Raw genomic sequence first — 14,189 nt, 5'->3', positions numbered from 1 at the left:
CAAAATATTGAAGATTCAAACTTTTATATAAAACCAAATGATCAGGAAAATAAAATGAATTCACCTTTTGAAAATCAACCGCTTCAACAAGATTCACCCTTTAAAGCAAGTGGTCGTTTTGGACGACTCTCTTATGCTGCATGGACCCTCTTATTTACACTCGTAATTGTGATCGCAGTTCTTATTGTCGCTTTCACTTTTGGGCTAACAAATAGTGAAGATCTATCCGGTCTTTCCACCGCAGGAATGATTGTTATAGGTATTGTTTATATTGCCTGTATCTATGTCAGCTTTGTATTTACTATTCGCCGCCTACATGACCGCAATAATACGGGATGGCTGTCATTACTGATGCTTATCCCTGCTGTAAACTTTATTTTTATGATTTATCTATTTGCAGCAAAAGGTACAGAGGGCACTAATGATTATGGTCCACAGCGCCCAACTCTTGGCTGGGAGCGTGTTTTAGGCTGGATCTATATTGTCCTGATTCCACTTGCTTTTGTTTTTGCAATTATTGCGACAATTATGGCTCCAACCTATGAAGGTTATGTTGAGAAAAGCGAAAGCGTTGTCATTGGTACGCCGTCTCAGTCTCAATAGTTTTTTAAAGACACTCATAAAGCCTAGTCCTCTAGGCTTTATTCATATATAAAGCTAATAAGCTCAATTTGTATGCTGTTAAATATGTCCGAAGCCTCTCCCCTCCTTGATAAAGCCTCTATTCAGCAGCTTCCTCCTTTCGAAAATCTTAACCACAAAAATATAGTGGTGATTGAAAATATCGAGCAATGTAAAAATATTGAAAATGAATTAAAAGCAGCCCATTTTCTAGGATTTGATTCCGAATCAAAACCCACGTTTCGGGTGGGCGAAGTCTCAACTGGTCCACATCTTATTCAGTTAGCGACTGAACAAAAAGCATATCTGTTTCATGTAAATTCATTCACTTTAAAATTCTTACAGCCCATTTTATCTAACCCAAAACAAATTAAAGTCGGTTTTGGCCTAAAAAATGATAAGTATATTTTTCATAAAAAAGGCATTGAACTCGAAGGTTGTGTCGACCTCGCCAAAGGCTTTAGCCACTTTGGTTTTACACAGCAAATGGGGGTGCAAAAAGCGGTTGCGCTATTATTTAGGCAATATCTAGCAAAGTCGAAAAAAGTTGGAACTTCAAATTGGGCACGAAAGCCGCTTAGCTCTCAGCAAATCAGCTACGCCGCCGCCGATGCATATGCTGCTTTATTAGTATTTCTAGAGCTCAGAAAACAAAAACTATTACCCGCTCACATTTCTCAAACTATTCAAACCGCACTTCAAGCGTAAAGTTATAAAAGTCTTTTCTAAGGCTTAGCGATTGATCAATACTTTGCTAAGATGTGCAAAATTTCATAATCATGATGAAGCAAGGAGCGGAAGCATGCTAATCATTCCTGCAATTGACCTGAAAGATGGTAAATGTGTGCGTTTAAAACAAGGGCGTATGGAAGACGATACTGTTTTCTCTGATGATCCGGTTGCAACTGCCCAACATTGGGTAAATGAAGGCGCACGTCGTTTGCATTTGGTCGATTTGAATGGCGCTTTCGCAGGCACTCCAATTCATAAACCTATTGTTGAAGCAATTGCTAAAGCTCAGCCAGAATTACCAATTCAAATTGGTGGTGGTATTCGCTCATTAGAAACAATTGAACATTATTTAGAAGCTGGCGTGACTTTTGTCATTATCGGTACTAAAGCAGTTCAAGAGCCTGAATTTGTAGAAGAAGCTTGTAAACGCTTTGCAGGCCACATCATTGTGGGTATTGATGCCATGAATGGCATGGTTGCAACTGACGGTTGGGCCAATGTAACTGACGTTAAAGCAACTGATTTAGCAAAACGTTTTGCTGATGCTGGCGTATCTAGCATTGTTTACACAGACATTGCTCGTGACGGCATGATGCAAGGTGTAAATGTTGAGCAAACTGTAAACTTAGCTCAATACTCAGGTTTACCAGTAATTGCATCTGGTGGCGTAACTAACCTTGATGACGTTCGCAACCTAATAGGCCAACCAGGCATTTTAGGTGCGATTACAGGCCGCGCAATTTATGAAGGTTCACTGAATCTTCGTGAAGCTCAGCTTTTGTTAGATGAAAATCGTCTTTAATTTTTAAGATGAAAAAAAGAGCCGCTTTAGGCTCTTTTTTTATAATCTTTAGCTTAATAACTTTTCTAAATCGATAACCTCATCTGCAAGTTCCATTGCATAGGGTGAATGCGTAATCATAATTACGGATGGAACGACTTGCTGAATATATTCAAGTATATTTTTTGCAGTATCTACATCTAAAGCTGCAGTCGGTTCGTCTAGAATGATGAGCTGAGGGCGAGCTAAAAGGCCTCGAAGGATGCAAATTCTTTGCTTTTCTCCTCCTGAAAAATTCTTATAGATTTCAGTTAAATCATCATCAAGTGTCAGCTGATGCTTTTTCAAAATATGTAACAGGTTAAATTGATCAAGCATCTGAAGTAAGTAAGAATCCTCATATATATGTTGAGAGTTATAAACTAAATTATCTCTAAGAGAATAAGGAAAAATAACTGGTTGCTGTGCAACGTAGACAACCTCATCAAAAATATGCTTAGAAAAATTTTGACTAATATCAATATTCTTATACAAAAGCTGCCCTGATTGAATCTGATAGACGCCCATTAAATAATTCATGAGAGAAGTCTTTCCCAAGCCAGTTTGCCCAATCACTACATACGTTTTATTGGCTAATATTTTTAAATTAAAATGATCTACGGCTCTTTTCCCAAGTGAAAATTTAGCATTTATAAATTGAAAGAGAATATTGGAATCTTGAACGATAGAATGCGTATAATTTTCTTTATTAAGATTAAAGTATTTTCGATATTTTGCTAAGGCGACAAAGTTGCCATTTAAACGCATCAAGCTTTGGGAAACCGCCAGAAATGGATTGGTGAGTTGAATAATATAGGTACTTATCAATACAAAAGCACCCGCTGTAAGCTGCTTTTCCGTTGAAAGAAATACTGTAAATAACATAAAAACGAGTAAAAATAGAAAGATCAGGAACAATTGAGAAATCATCAATAGCCCTATTTTTTTGTTCCTATCTTTAGCTGTTGTAATGTATAAATTTAGTGTTTCATTAAACTTTGACAACTGAAACGGAACTGCATTTTTTACTTTAATTTCATAGGAGTTGGATATTTGATGTATCAAATGACTATTCACCAGATTATCTTGTTCATACATGGCATTAAATAGTGAACTACTTGTTTTATTTATATGAAAGGAAACTAAAAAAATAACGATAGCGACCAATAAAAAACTGATACTAAAAATTAAGCTAATGGTCGTAAATAAAACTGCAAAAATCATCACTAATTGAAAAATAATTGGTCCCAAATGAAGAAGCAATGTTAAATTAATCTCACTAAAAGCAGAACTTCCTCTTGCAAGATCACTGATTACTGTTCCAGCCTCAATTTGATCTTGTTCATTTTTTTTAAGATTTAAATAATTTTTTAAGCCCGCAAAGATTAATGCACCTTTGAAATCAACCATCAAGTAAGCACTAAAAATATTTTTAGTCCAATTACATAACTCATTCGCTAACCATGCTGCAGCATATGCAAGTACGATTAGATATAAAAAATTAAATGGGAGCTGAATATCTAGTGAAAAATTATATTCCTGTGCAGAATAATCAATAATAATTTTTAACAAGTATGGCAATAATGTCGTAAAGAATGCTGCAAACATCACTAATAAAAACATGAGAAACATACTAACCTTCTGTTTCTTATAATTTTCTTTAGAAACTTGCCATAAAAATTTATAGTTTTGAATATCTTGCGAACTTAATAAAAACTTCATTTCTGTATCTTTTTTCTATTAAAATGGGTTAAAAATAATTTCATTACATAAGAAATATCATAGCTTGCCTTCTTTATTCATATTCGTGTTTTTTGTTTAAATAACACTGATAGCTATTTAAAATAGCCTATCTTACATTGCATAGTTCTTGATGGCCGATGTAACTGTTAAAGACTCTTTTTATTAAAAAATTAAGAGTTAAGCAATCAATACACCACATTACGAATAAACTTAAGGACTTGATTACCACTATTGATATAGGTGTAAGTCACTGAACTAGCAAAACTAAAAGATGAACCAGCAGCAATGATTTTTGTACTGTCGGTAAATTGTATGGTCAGCTCACCTTCTAATACGTAAATAAGTTCTTGCCACCCTTCTGCATCAGCTTCGGCAATATAAGATTCCCCCACCGCCAATGACCATGTCCAAAGCTCAACTTGAGACCGAGATGGAACTGAAGCCAGTAAAGTTGCTTTGCTTTCTTCTTTGTCTCCCTGCCAAGCAAGTACATTCACTAAAGCTTGTTCTTTGAGCTCTGGTGCACTCACAATCGTTCTAAAATCTACGCCCAACACTACCGCAATCGCATCGAGTTTAGCCAAGCTAATATTGACCAGCCCTGTTTCCAAAGCTGCGATTGTTCGTCTGCTTACACCCGCTTGATCGGCCAAGTCCTGTTGGCTTAATCCCTGCTCATCTCGTAATGAACGAATGTTTGTGCCGACATGCTGTAAAACGGTGCTGGACTGGATCATAAAATAAGTAACAAAGAAAATATGAGCAATATATTGCACAAAACATAGGAATACTGCAATATGTGCAGTATATTGCACAATTCCTCCTGATCAGATATGCCATCAATTTCTCTGAGTTCAAGCAAAGCCCCCCATTTAGCTCTTATCCTCATTACAATTATTTGGGGCGGAACATTCCTTACCGTGCAATATGCACTGAATTTTTCTTCACCTATGTTTTTTGTGGGCTGCCGCTTTGCAGTAGCTGCCTTAACGTTACTGCTTATTTCATTAAAAAGTATGAAAGGCGTAACATTAAAAGATTTAGGTGCCGGTAGCGCGATTGGTCTTGTGATTGCGGCAGGTTATGGAACTCAAACGATTGGCCTGCAAACCATTCCAAGTAGTGAATCAGCGTTTTTAACGTCACTTTATGTGCCGCTTGTCCCTCTTTTAATGTGGCTTATCTTTAGAAAAACTCCACATATTATGACTTGGGTTGGAGCAGCTCTAGCTTTTGCTGGTCTTGTTTTGTTGACAGGTAATGGTTTTAAGCAAATTTCATTAAGTTTTGGGCAGCTTTTAACAGTGCTTGGTGCATTTGCGATTGCTTTAGAGATTATTTTTATTAGCTACTTTGCTGGAAAAGTAAATTTACGCCGTGTCACAATCATTCAACTCGGCGTCGCCTCTCTACTTTCTTTTGCCATTATGCCTGTGGTCGGTGAACATTCGATTCCAGCATTTTCATGGTCTCTGGTACTGATTGCCGTTGCATTAGGCTTAGCCAGCGCACTCATTCAATTTGTGATGAACTGGGCTCAACGCGTAGTTGATCCTTCACGTGCTGCAATTATTTATGCAGGAGAACCTGTTTGGGCGGGCATTATTGGTCGAATTGCTGGTGAGCGTTTACCAGTCATAGCCCTATTGGGTGGTGCTTTAGTTGTATTAGGTGTTTTAGTGAGTGAGTTAAAAATTAAGTTGCCGACCAAAAAAGTCGAAAGAATTCAAGAATAAAAAAGAGAGCGAAATGCTCTCTTTTTTATCTATTAAGGTTGATACATCGGACGGTTATCATTTAAAGCAATCAAGCCGCGAATTGCACGATATACAATCCAGATCCACGCAGCGCCAATTACACCTACACAGAATACGGTCGATGAGACTGCAACCCCTGCAAACAGATCGGTATTTTCACCAGTAAAGAACAAGAAAATAAACGGCAGAAACGCAATAATATTCCAAACGAGATACCACCAGAATGTTCTGATTTGCCATGTAAAGTGGCTCGCAAAAATTGTACCTTGTACATCAGAGCGTTTTACGTAGTTAATAATTAGAGCAATAACCGCAAGTAAGCCACCAGTAAAAATAGCAACAATATAAAGTACATATAAAACAAGTGTTAAAATACGATTTGAATCTTGGTCGATAGAACTATTCATTTTTATACCTCTCAAGTTTAATAAAACAATTTACTTTTATGAGCCCCGCAATACGTTTAAGGGAGAAATTAGCCATAAAATCAAAAGTAAATGAAGGAATATGGTACAAAAATAAATCTTACGAAAGGGTTGTTTTTGTGTTTTATGTCTCAGTTTTTGTTGTGCCCACCATGCAGCAGGCCAGCCCCCTAAAAAACTGACAATATGCAATGTTTGTTCAGGCACACGGCGATTACCCAATTGTGCAGCTTCCTTATCTTGTGAATAGAGCCAATAACCCAGCACATTCATCATTAAAACAAACAATAGGGTATAAGCTGGCAAAGTATGGATAAAGCTCATAATGCCCATTAAAATAAAATAAACGACGATCCCCATTTGCATGGCAGACCAGGGTTTAGCTTGAAAAGAAGATTCTGTTTTTACAGGTTTTGACGTTTTACGAGTTTGAGATGCTTTTAGGTAGGTCACCTGCTGGGCACGAAAGCGACCTCGTTCATCGAGAATAACCAGATATTCCAGTGCACAGCCAATAATTGGCCGAGGTCCGGGGCGCGCAAAATCTTTAATATGCAAAAAGACTCGCTCTTTTTCAGCATCATCTGGCTGAATAAAGCCATAACCTTTTTCGTCGAACCATTCGACTAATCGCCCCTGATCTCGCATCTCTATTCCTTTTATGCTTTTACATGACTTAAACGGTCTTGCATCATTGCTCGCATTTCTAGCGGGTCTTTTTGCAAAATGTCGTCGCCTGTACGTCCTTCTTCTTTATTTTTTTGAGCAACTTGCAAACGCATCGACCAAAAACGGCACGCCGCCATTGCCAAGAATACATCTAAACATTCAAGTTCATCTGAAGTAAGCGCACGAACTTTTTGATATGCATCTAAGTAAGCTTCTACTTTTTCTAAATTTAAATGTGCCTCTGGATATTCGGTACAAAAATCATTAATGGTAATCGCAATATCAAACAGCAACTCATCTTGGTTTAGCTCGTAAAAATCTAGAATACCTTGTAATTGTTCGCCTTCAAACAAAGTATTGTCGCGGAACAAATCTGAATGAATAAAACCTGTTGGTCGATTTGAATATTGTGCTGTTTTCGCATTAAAAGCTTGATAGACCTGTTCAAGTAAAGTTTGGTCCTCTGGAGTCATGCTTGGTTTAAGCTGCTCGGCCACGCTCGTCCAATATTGGTGATCACGTCTATATTCACGCTCAAGCGGAAAATCTTGCAAAGCAACATGCAGCTTTGCCTGTGCGTCTGCAATAGCAGCAACCTGTGCAACTGTAGTTTGCATGGGATGGTGACCCATTAAACGTGGTGCAATCTGTGCAGGCTTTTCTGCAATCACATGAACCGCTTGTCCGCTATGTTTTAACGGCACAGCCACTGGTACATCATGCGTTCCCAATTGTTCAAGAATTGGAATGAGTTCGCCTGCCCCTTGCGCATCTAACTCTTCAAATACAGTGAGTACATATTGCTTACGGTTTACATCAACCAAAAAATAATTGGTGTTTTGAATACCTCCCTGAATTGGGTTCAGCTCCAACACCTCTAATCCATAAGGTGCAGCAAAGGCGCGAACTTCATCTAAACTCAAAGTGGTATAAACCGACATGGAAAACCTGCAAAAAACATCTGTGAAGTTTGATAGAATACCTCTTCCCTCCATGAAGGTGTAGCGCCTGTGTAGGAACTTTCACCAACGGCGATTATTTTTGGAAAAAGCTATGCTTGCTAAACGTATTATTCCTTGCCTAGACGTTGATAACGGACGCGTAGTTAAAGGCGTTCAATTCCTCGATATTCGTGATGCTGGCGACCCTGTTGAAGTGGCACGTCGTTATAACGAACAAGGTGCAGACGAAATTACCTTTTTAGATATTACCGCTACACATCATGGACGTGATACTACTTACCGTACTGTTGAACGTATGGCAGAGACTGTATTTGTGCCATTAACTGTTGGTGGTGGTGTACGTAAAGTTGAAGATATTCGTGCGTTATTAAATGCAGGGGCAGATAAAGTGAGTATTAACTCAGCTGCCGTATTTAACCCAGAATTTGTTCAAGAAGCTTCACAGCACTTTGGCGCGCAATGTATTGTGGTTGCAATTGATGCTAAAAAAACTGGTGATAACAAATGGGAAATCTTTACCCATGGTGGACGTAAACCAACGGGTATTGATGCGATTGAATGGGCTGTAAAAATGGCTGACTATGGTGCGGGTGAGTTACTCATTACCAGTATGGATGCCGACGGTACTAAAGCGGGTTACGATATTGCTTTAATGCGCGCTATTAATGACCGCGTTACCATTCCAACGATTGCATCTGGCGGTGTAGGTAACTTACAACACCTTGCAGATGGTATTTTACAAGGTGGTGCCGATGCAGTATTGGCAGCAAGTATTTTCCACTTTGGCCAATATACCATTCCAGAAGCTAAACAATATTTGGCTGAACAAGGCATTGAAATGCGCTTATAAGCATATTGATATTTAAAGGGGCGATATGCCCCTTTTTTTATGCAGCACCGTCTACAACATTCACATCACCGATGAGTTTAGGTTTTTCTTTTTTCTCGACCCATTTTGCAGGAAATATTTTTTCTATTGCTTGAGACAATGGTTGAGCGAGCGCTGCTGGTAACCTTATGCCCAAAGGATTTTGTTCTTTTAAATCTGCCGAAGAAACAACGCGGGTTCCCATGACATAATCAAACCAAGGCTTGGTCACACACCAGTTGGCATCTTGATTAGAGTTCATGTGGTGGTCGTAATGCCACGGAATTTTACGCTTCGCCCATTCAGGCTCCAGATGTGCACGGCGATGAATATAATAATAATTACCGGCACTGTACCAAGCTGCAAGTGCCATACCTTTTGAAAATGGATAGAAAATTGCGCTTGAAACAGTTGCCACCACCGCTAGTGAAATTAACTCATTTTTAGTCCGCCAGTTTCCAACACCTTCCACATAACAATCATCATGAAATTGCTGTTTGCGTACTTCACGATGATGTGCCCAATGCGACTCCATACTTTTTGGCACAGGGCTATATCTCGGTTGTCCAGCACGATGTACCCCATGCAAAATATATTTATGAGCGACCCATTCAAATGCGTTAGCCACCGCAATTCCAGCAATAAACCCTTTTAACATCGCCTAACTCCTTTTTCTTTTTATTCAGAATATAAAATTCGATATGCTATGTATTGACCAGAATTTATGGTTTGATTGACAAATCACGACAAGAAAGAGGTGGTCAGGGATGCCACAACTAAAAAATTACACAGGTTCTGTCTATGGAGGATTGGGACACCTGTTAAAAGCTTATTGTGTGGCCAATCAGTTAGCAGTTCCTGAGCAATTAGAAAAAATTCAAAATCTGGAACGCTTTGACTATGTGGTTTGGCGTGATTTATTAGAAGTCATTTATCAGCTAGATCCGAAGCCCGCATTAGGCCTCGAAATTGCAAAATATGTACAGCCTAAACACTTAGGGATTATTGCCTACCTTGCTTTATCTTGTGACAACTTAGGTGAAGCATTAACTCGTTATTATGATTTTCATCGCCTGATCTATGACGGTAGCCCTTTAGCTATTGAACTACATGGGCAATATGCTTCTATTCGTTGGGAAGCAACCGAGCTTCATCCGACCCAGTTGACCGATGAAATTGCGATTGCCTTAGTCGTCCAATTTTTACGGCTTTTCATGTCACATCAAGATGTACATTTACATGAGGTGCATTTTTTAAATTCTGCACCTAAAAATATGATGGTCTATGAAAAATATTTTCAATGTCGGGTTAAGTTTAATCAACCACGTACCGAACTGTTAATTCCTCTTACTGAAATTAAAAAGCCCTTAAGTAGCGCAGACCATACATTACAACAGTTACTTGTTCAGCAAGCACAAGCACTATTAGACAAATTACCCAGTTCGACTCAAATAGATCAACGTCTTCAATATGCCATTTTAACGGGCCTACAAAAAAACCAATATCAAATCGAATCAATCGCAAATTCTTTAAGCCTATCTATTAGACAGCTACAACGACATTTGCAGCAGCAAAACACCACCTTTCAGGAGCGAGTACAACAAGTGAGATTTATGTTGGCGACTGAATATTTAAAAGATCCGCATTTAAGCTTACAAGAGATTGCTCTTTTGCTTTGTTATTCAGAGCAAAGTGCTTTTCAAAGAGCTTTCAAACATTGGACAGGTCAAACACCCCAACAATGGCGAGATTATTTTTTGAACAATAATTAACCTACCAAAACTTACAATTCTTTTCTTGATTAAAACAACACTGAAAACAAAAATTTCATATAGTCACATGCTTCAAATTTGTGTGACGTAATTCACATTAATTAAAATAGACGAATAGATGAGTAATCATAATGAATAAATATTTTGCTGAGTTTCTAGGTACATTTTGGCTTGTCTTTGGTGGTTGTGGTAGCGCAGTGTTAGCCGCAGCTTTCCCCGAACTTGGTATTGGCTTTGCAGGTGTAGCCCTTGCCTTCGGTTTAACCGTACTGACAGGTGCTTATGCTCTAGGGCATATCTCAGGTGGACATTTTAATCCCGCGGTAAGTGTTGGCCTTTGGGTCGGCGGCCGCTTCGATGTTAAAGATTTAATTCCATATATTGTTGCACAAGTGGTTGGTGCGACCGCTGCTGCATTTGTTCTTTACATTATTGCTCAAGGTCAAGCTGGCTTTAGCGGCGTTGGTGGTTTTGCTTCAAATGGTTTTGGTGATTTATCACCAAATAAATTTGGCTTAGGTTCTGCTTTCTTAATTGAAGTGGTACTTACTGCTTTCTTCTTAATCATTATTTTAGGTGCAACTGACCGTCGAGCGCCTGCTGGCTTCGCTCCTATCGCAATTGGTTTAGGCTTAACGCTTATTCACTTAATCAGTATTCCAGTAACCAACACTTCGGTGAACCCTGCACGTAGTACAGGCGTTGCATTCTTTGCTGAAACTGCGGCTTTAAGTCAATTATGGTTGTTCTGGGTGGCTCCAATTTTAGGTGCTGTGATTGGGGCGATTATTTATAAAGTGGTTGCTGGGGATAAGGATTAACTTTTCTTAGACTCAATCTACTATCGCGGTGGGTGACATGGATGTCACCTGTTGAGCAGGGGTACATGGATGTACCCTCTGATCAACAAAGCCTTTTGTTTACTTTTGGGCTTTCAAAAGTAAGAAATGTCTATACAAACTCAATAAGACCTAACGTGGTATTAAAGACTGTATGGCAGCACGGCCATGCTAAATATAAGACATAGAATGCATAAATTATAAAAACGGATTATTAATTTCTTGTTCAGCTGGACGTTCAATTTTCTCAGGCAATTCTTCTTTTTCCAAAGCCGCAACTACATCGTTTAAAAAGCTCTGTAATGCCTTCGCTTGTTCTAAACCGACTTTGTCTTTAGTAATTTGCAAGTTGCCATAAATGCTGACGCAATCGACATCATTTTCTAATGTTAAATCTTCAATTGAAGAAGACTCTGTACCCTTTTCAAATGGCTTAAACATAGGTGTTGTCTCGTTGTTATATGTTCACAGTGTAATACGACCAATTTAAAAAAAATCAATCAAAATTAAAAGTGCTGATAAAATTAAGAATGCTCCCATCAAGATATTAAAATATTTCAAACGGTTGCCATGATTCAGTACCACCGAAAATTTATCGCCACATAGTCCCCAAAAGAACAAACATGCATAACAAGTGAAGAAATAAATAATGATAAAGATGGGCAACGACTGTGGGTTTTCAATGCTTGTAAACATGGTAATGCCAGACACGCACGCTAGCCAAGCCTTGGGGTTAAGCCACTGTAACAAGAAGCCATCTTTAAAATTGGGGATAATAATATGCTCTACAGGAGCATTTGAAATGGAAATGTTGGCAGCAGAAAGAATAATTTTTATACCGATATAACAAACAAATAAGATGCCACAAATCGCAAGAATTTTTAATACCACAGGAAATTGAGTTAATAAACTCTGAAGCCCAAATGCCATAAAAATCAAAAGTAAGGTAAAGCCAATGGTCGCGCCTGAAATGTAAGGAAGCGACCTTTTTAAACCATGATTTAAACTGGTTGATAAAATTACGGTATTTACGGGACCGGGGGTAATAGACATTGCAAATGAAAAAAGAAACATCGAAGCAAACATTGTTATTGTCCTTATTAAAATAGAATCCATAGACAGATCTGTCTATGGATTCTATTTTAAACAATTACTGTGTTGCAATAACAATCAAAAAAGCTGCTTACTTCAAGATTTGCAAGAAATAGTTCACCAAGGCTTCAACCAATTGTTTCACAATCGCTTGGCGTGTTTCTTCATCAATGCTTGGAACTTTTGCTTCCATTGGTTCTGACGAGCCACTTTTTTGCTTTTTAAACTGATCTTGTAAAGCTTTAATTTGATCAGCGTTTAAGTCCTGTTCACATTGGCTCTCACCATCCCAATGTAAATAGTCTAACTTCTGATTTGGCTTAACCGATGTGACCGTTAAAGGTAGACGATAGACATTACGCTTTTGCTGCTCAGTTAACTGCGGGAACAGGTTAACGCCTAATCGTTCTTCAAGGTAGCAAACACTCACCACTCTCACTTGCAGAGAATTATTGTTGGGTGCGTAGTAAGCCCCAATAGCACCTGTTTTTGGTATATATACCGCTTTATAAACGGCGGTTGGAACAATTACACCCTTTCCAATAGTTTTAAGACGTTTACCCTCAAAAACAGGGCCTGTAACCACATATACATCTTGTTTCTGCTTAGTGGCAAGGGCACGTGTGGCTTCTTCAAGTTTACGCCAGACTTCCTGATTATTTTTAGGGGCTTGCGGCACCATGTTACTCAACGAGAAGCTATCAGACTGTGAGTTTTTATTTGGCATATCGCCATTCGGTGCCATATGACCACGGTCATAACCTGAGCCACGATAGTCACTTAACAGTGAACGGTGCTTTAGATCAATACGGGTTTCTTCATGAAAACTATCTTCACGCTTAATTTTGACACTTAAACGTTCCGGACTTAGATGTTCAGCCGACCATAACGGCGTTTTAGAAATGCCTGAATACAAGACATTAAAGCCATTAAAGCACAGCGGATAACTGTCTTTTTTTAAGCTTTCTTTATTTAAAGCGGGTGGTACTTCACGATAAAACTGATTAAGACAAGTTGAATTGGTACTTAAAGGCGAAAACCACTGCGAAATTTTTTCACTACCAAAAGCAATTGCAAAGCTTCCGGCCGCAATACAAGCAAGAATAATCTTGCCGAAATGTCCACTTATAGAAAATTGGTTTGTACCCTTACTACGTTTTTTAGTTGCCATGTTTATATCAATACCACTGTCCACCCGCAGCTTAACAATCCTGCTTTTTTAAGTATATCTCTTATCTTTCAAATGGTTAAAACATAGTCATATTTTTTGTAACTCTACTCCACTATACGTAACAATTTGTTGGGCTTCTTAGAGGCTTTGGCTATTGAATTACGTCAATTGCGTATCTTTCATTGAAAAGCACTGATTGCTTATGACATGGTTAGCTCCACAAATTTGGATAAAAATATAAACGGAGTCCACTTAATGATCCATTCAAAGATTATTGGTATTGGCGTAATCACGGGATTATGTAGTATGGCCGCTTTGGCTGAACCAGCAGTCCAGCCAGGAGATACTTTAGAAAGTTTGTCTAAAGTAAAAGTTACAACAACTGTAAATGGCCAACCCGGCTCTATTAGTGACTTAGTTAATAGCGGACAAGTACAGCAAGTTTCTGCTGCACCAACAAATGCAGCGCCTACAGGTGCTCCTATTCCGGCAGATGTTCCACCAGCGCCTCCAGCAGGCGGTGAAATGGCACCTCCGGCTGCACCAATGGATGCTCCTGCACCAAATCAAGCGTCTCCAGCGCCACAAGACCAAAATATGACACCACCTCCGGCGGATCCAACTCAGTCGGCAGACCCAATGGCAAAAGATGGTCCTTTGCCAGCAGATGCACCTGTTCAAGCTCAATAAACAGAGCCATAAAAAAACCAAGACATGT

The 14,189-nt window shown here is 38.8% G+C and carries 18 protein-coding genes; 9 read left to right on the top strand and 9 right to left on the bottom strand.

Translation table 11 applies throughout. The features are described from left to right. Positions 1–54 precede the first annotated feature (54 nt). The 3 genes from MSG66_RS09860 (at position 55) to hisA (ending at position 2,155) form a co-directional block, all read left to right on the top strand. A complete protein-coding gene (locus MSG66_RS09860; RefSeq protein WP_324653934.1) occupies positions 55–603 on the top strand; it encodes a DUF805 domain-containing protein in 549 nt (182 codons plus the stop codon). Positions 604–687: 84 nt separating this feature from the next. Continuing rightward, the gene (locus MSG66_RS09855; RefSeq protein ID WP_324653932.1) at positions 688–1,329 is read left to right on the top strand and encodes a 3'-5' exonuclease; all 642 of its coding nucleotides are present in this window, start codon (positions 688–690) and stop codon (positions 1,327–1,329) included. A 94-nt stretch (positions 1,330–1,423) separates the two neighbouring features. After that, positions 1,424–2,155: a 1-(5-phosphoribosyl)-5-[(5-phosphoribosylamino)methylideneamino]imidazole-4-carboxamide isomerase gene (hisA, locus tag MSG66_RS09850; protein ID WP_042895563.1), complete on the top strand. Its 732-nt coding sequence runs from the start codon at positions 1,424–1,426 to the stop codon at positions 2,153–2,155. Positions 2,156–2,203: 48 nt separating this feature from the next. Here hisA and MSG66_RS09845 read toward each other — a convergent pair whose 3' ends face one another. Next, on the bottom strand, positions 2,204–3,895 hold the full coding sequence (locus MSG66_RS09845; protein ID WP_324653930.1) for an ABC transporter ATP-binding protein: 1,692 nt from the start codon (positions 3,893–3,895) through the stop codon (positions 2,204–2,206). Between the two features lie 206 nt (positions 3,896–4,101). Next, positions 4,102–4,653, bottom strand: coding sequence for an XRE family transcriptional regulator (locus MSG66_RS09840; RefSeq protein ID WP_324654137.1), 552 nt, complete (start codon positions 4,651–4,653; stop codon positions 4,102–4,104). Between the two features lie 96 nt (positions 4,654–4,749). Here MSG66_RS09840 and MSG66_RS09835 point away from each other — a divergent pair, with 96 nt between their 5' ends. Next, complete coding sequence (locus MSG66_RS09835) at positions 4,750–5,652, top strand: DMT family transporter (protein WP_202743380.1); 903 nt, start codon at positions 4,750–4,752, stop codon at positions 5,650–5,652. Positions 5,653–5,684: 32 nt separating this feature from the next. On the opposite strand, the gene MSG66_RS09830 is transcribed toward MSG66_RS09835, so the two are convergent. The 3 genes from MSG66_RS09830 to MSG66_RS09820 are packed head-to-tail and all read right to left on the bottom strand — an operon-like array spanning position 5,685 to position 7,708. Further along, entirely contained in the window at positions 5,685–6,080 is a 396-nt protein-coding gene (locus MSG66_RS09830) for a hypothetical protein (protein ID WP_324653927.1), read from the bottom strand. Positions 6,081–6,116: 36 nt separating this feature from the next. Continuing rightward, positions 6,117–6,746 carry a DUF1294 domain-containing protein gene (locus MSG66_RS09825; protein ID WP_262473160.1) on the bottom strand — a complete coding sequence of 210 codons (630 nt, stop codon included), beginning with the start codon at positions 6,744–6,746 and terminating at the stop codon, positions 6,117–6,119. Between the two features lie 11 nt (positions 6,747–6,757). Then, a complete protein-coding gene (locus MSG66_RS09820; RefSeq protein ID WP_324653925.1) occupies positions 6,758–7,708 on the bottom strand; it encodes a homoserine kinase in 951 nt (316 codons plus the stop codon). Positions 7,709–7,820: 112 nt separating this feature from the next. Here MSG66_RS09820 and hisF point away from each other — a divergent pair, with 112 nt between their 5' ends. After that, the gene (gene hisF / locus MSG66_RS09815) at positions 7,821–8,579 is read left to right on the top strand and encodes an imidazole glycerol phosphate synthase subunit HisF (protein WP_000880078.1); all 759 of its coding nucleotides are present in this window, start codon (positions 7,821–7,823) and stop codon (positions 8,577–8,579) included. A 37-nt stretch (positions 8,580–8,616) separates the two neighbouring features. On the opposite strand, the gene MSG66_RS09810 is transcribed toward hisF, so the two are convergent. Continuing rightward, positions 8,617–9,255, bottom strand: coding sequence for a hypothetical protein (locus tag MSG66_RS09810; protein ID WP_324653923.1), 639 nt, complete (start codon positions 9,253–9,255; stop codon positions 8,617–8,619). A gap of 109 nt (positions 9,256–9,364) precedes the next feature. Here MSG66_RS09810 and MSG66_RS09805 point away from each other — a divergent pair, with 109 nt between their 5' ends. The 3 genes from MSG66_RS09805 to MSG66_RS09795 all read left to right on the top strand — a co-directional run bounded on the left by MSG66_RS09805 (position 9,365) and on the right by MSG66_RS09795 (position 11,396). Beyond that, positions 9,365–10,369, top strand: a complete 1,005-nt coding sequence (locus MSG66_RS09805; protein ID WP_324653921.1) for an AraC family transcriptional regulator ligand-binding domain-containing protein — start codon at positions 9,365–9,367, stop codon at positions 10,367–10,369. 131 nt (positions 10,370–10,500) lie between these two features. Beyond that, positions 10,501–11,190 (top strand): aquaporin Z, encoded by a 690-nt coding sequence (gene aqpZ / locus MSG66_RS09800; protein WP_202743386.1) that lies wholly within the window; start codon positions 10,501–10,503, stop codon positions 11,188–11,190. A 41-nt stretch (positions 11,191–11,231) separates the two neighbouring features. Then, on the top strand, positions 11,232–11,396 hold the full coding sequence (locus MSG66_RS09795) for a hypothetical protein (protein WP_133971416.1): 165 nt from the start codon (positions 11,232–11,234) through the stop codon (positions 11,394–11,396). A 10-nt stretch (positions 11,397–11,406) separates the two neighbouring features. On the opposite strand, the gene MSG66_RS09790 is transcribed toward MSG66_RS09795, so the two are convergent. The 3 genes from MSG66_RS09790 to MSG66_RS09780 form a co-directional block, all read right to left on the bottom strand. Then, positions 11,407–11,649 (bottom strand): hypothetical protein, encoded by a 243-nt coding sequence (locus MSG66_RS09790; RefSeq protein WP_000476055.1) that lies wholly within the window; start codon positions 11,647–11,649, stop codon positions 11,407–11,409. Between the two features lie 45 nt (positions 11,650–11,694). Beyond that, complete coding sequence (locus MSG66_RS09785) at positions 11,695–12,294, bottom strand: LysE family translocator (protein WP_324653918.1); 600 nt, start codon at positions 12,292–12,294, stop codon at positions 11,695–11,697. Positions 12,295–12,391: 97 nt separating this feature from the next. Next, complete coding sequence (locus MSG66_RS09780; protein ID WP_042895588.1) at positions 12,392–13,471, bottom strand: DNA/RNA non-specific endonuclease; 1,080 nt, start codon at positions 13,469–13,471, stop codon at positions 12,392–12,394. A 255-nt stretch (positions 13,472–13,726) separates the two neighbouring features. On the opposite strand from MSG66_RS09780, the gene MSG66_RS09775 reads away from it, so the two are divergent. Beyond that, a complete protein-coding gene (locus MSG66_RS09775) occupies positions 13,727–14,161 on the top strand; it encodes a hypothetical protein (RefSeq protein WP_324653915.1) in 435 nt (144 codons plus the stop codon). The last annotated feature ends 28 nt before the right edge of the window (positions 14,162–14,189 follow it).

Origin of the sequence: Acinetobacter sp. IK31 (assembly GCF_035615195.1) — a bacterium.
Classification (GTDB): Bacteria; Pseudomonadota; Gammaproteobacteria; order Pseudomonadales; family Moraxellaceae; genus Acinetobacter; species Acinetobacter calcoaceticus_C.
Note: the sequence above shows the minus strand (reverse complement) of the source record. Positions and strands in the feature narration are given on the sequence as shown.

What these genes read in the sequence shown, in the direction of transcription:
- MSG66_RS09795 (WP_133971416.1), top strand. Translation starts at nt 11,232, where the DNA reads ATGTCACCTGTTGAGCAGGGGTACATGGATGTACCCTCTGATCAACAA.
- MSG66_RS09785 (WP_324653918.1), bottom strand. Translation starts at nt 12,294, where the DNA reads ATGTTTGCTTCGATGTTTCTTTTTTCATTTGCAATGTCTATTACCCCC.
- aqpZ (WP_202743386.1), top strand. Translation starts at nt 10,501, where the DNA reads ATGAATAAATATTTTGCTGAGTTTCTAGGTACATTTTGGCTTGTCTTT.
- MSG66_RS09780 (WP_042895588.1), bottom strand. Translation starts at nt 13,471, where the DNA reads ATGGCAACTAAAAAACGTAGTAAGGGTACAAACCAATTTTCTATAAGT.
- MSG66_RS09840 (WP_324654137.1), bottom strand. Translation starts at nt 4,653, where the DNA reads ATGATCCAGTCCAGCACCGTTTTACAGCATGTCGGCACAAACATTCGT.
- MSG66_RS09845 (WP_324653930.1), bottom strand. Translation starts at nt 3,895, where the DNA reads ATGAAGTTTTTATTAAGTTCGCAAGATATTCAAAACTATAAATTTTTA.
- MSG66_RS09855 (WP_324653932.1), top strand. Translation starts at nt 688, where the DNA reads ATGTCCGAAGCCTCTCCCCTCCTTGATAAAGCCTCTATTCAGCAGCTT.
- MSG66_RS09805 (WP_324653921.1), top strand. Translation starts at nt 9,365, where the DNA reads ATGCCACAACTAAAAAATTACACAGGTTCTGTCTATGGAGGATTGGGA.
- hisA (WP_042895563.1), top strand. Translation starts at nt 1,424, where the DNA reads ATGCTAATCATTCCTGCAATTGACCTGAAAGATGGTAAATGTGTGCGT.
- MSG66_RS09790 (WP_000476055.1), bottom strand. Translation starts at nt 11,649, where the DNA reads ATGTTTAAGCCATTTGAAAAGGGTACAGAGTCTTCTTCAATTGAAGAT.
- MSG66_RS09830 (WP_324653927.1), bottom strand. Translation starts at nt 6,080, where the DNA reads ATGAATAGTTCTATCGACCAAGATTCAAATCGTATTTTAACACTTGTT.
- hisF (WP_000880078.1), top strand. Translation starts at nt 7,821, where the DNA reads ATGCTTGCTAAACGTATTATTCCTTGCCTAGACGTTGATAACGGACGC.
- MSG66_RS09835 (WP_202743380.1), top strand. Translation starts at nt 4,750, where the DNA reads ATGCCATCAATTTCTCTGAGTTCAAGCAAAGCCCCCCATTTAGCTCTT.
- MSG66_RS09775 (WP_324653915.1), top strand. Translation starts at nt 13,727, where the DNA reads ATGATCCATTCAAAGATTATTGGTATTGGCGTAATCACGGGATTATGT.
- MSG66_RS09820 (WP_324653925.1), bottom strand. Translation starts at nt 7,708, where the DNA reads ATGTCGGTTTATACCACTTTGAGTTTAGATGAAGTTCGCGCCTTTGCT.
- MSG66_RS09825 (WP_262473160.1), bottom strand. Translation starts at nt 6,746, where the DNA reads ATGCGAGATCAGGGGCGATTAGTCGAATGGTTCGACGAAAAAGGTTAT.
- MSG66_RS09860 (WP_324653934.1), top strand. Translation starts at nt 55, where the DNA reads ATGAATTCACCTTTTGAAAATCAACCGCTTCAACAAGATTCACCCTTT.
- MSG66_RS09810 (WP_324653923.1), bottom strand. Translation starts at nt 9,255, where the DNA reads ATGTTAAAAGGGTTTATTGCTGGAATTGCGGTGGCTAACGCATTTGAA.